Below are 678 nucleotides of genomic sequence, written 5' to 3'. Positions count from 1 at the left end.
CTGCTGCACTGCGTCAGAACAGCCTTGCGGATTACATCGTGACCGGCATGGGCGCGCTCGGACTGACGATCCCGAACTTCGTCGTCGCTCCCGTGTTCCAGATCGTGTTCGGCCTGATTCTGGTCTGGCTGCCCATTGCGGGTTGGAACAACGGTTCTCCGCTCAATCTCGTCATGCCGGTGATTGTCCTCGCGCTACCGCAGATCGCGGTGGTCGCGCGCATGATACGCGCGGCGATGATCGAGAATCTGCGCTCGAACCATATTCGCACCCTTCGCTCGCTCGGACTCCCATGGCCGATCGTCGTCACGCACGCGCTGCGCGGCGCAATCCTGCCGGTGATTTCCTATCTCGGTCCGGCGGCGGCGGCCCTTCTCACCGGCTCGGTGGTCGTCGAAACCATCTTCGGCCTGCCGGGCATCGGCCGTTATTTCGTCGAAGGCGCGCTGAACCGCGACTACACCCTCGTCATGGGCACGGTCGTCGTGGTCGCCGTCTTCGTGCTCCTGTTCAACCTCGTGGTCGATATCCTTTACGCGATTATCGATCCGCGCATCCGTTACGATTGAGGTCCGCCATGGTTGAAGGCGCCATTTTTCCCGCCGAAATGCTGAAAGACGAGGTCGTCGGCCGCTCCCTGTGGGCGGAAGCGCGCGGACGTCTTTTGCGCAACAAGGC

1 protein-coding gene is annotated in these 678 nt (G+C 62.2%); it reads left to right on the top strand.

The window, feature by feature from the left end; all coding sequences use genetic code 11:
• On the top strand, positions 1–569 hold a 569-nt coding region (locus AC1DT3_RS23340; RefSeq protein ID WP_477467533.1), incomplete at its 5' end, for an ABC transporter permease subunit.
• Between the last annotated feature and the right edge of the window lie 109 nt (positions 570–678).

This window comes from Microvirga sp. P4_G7 (genome assembly GCF_056401005.1).
This window is presented reverse-complemented; position numbering and strand designations above follow the sequence as displayed.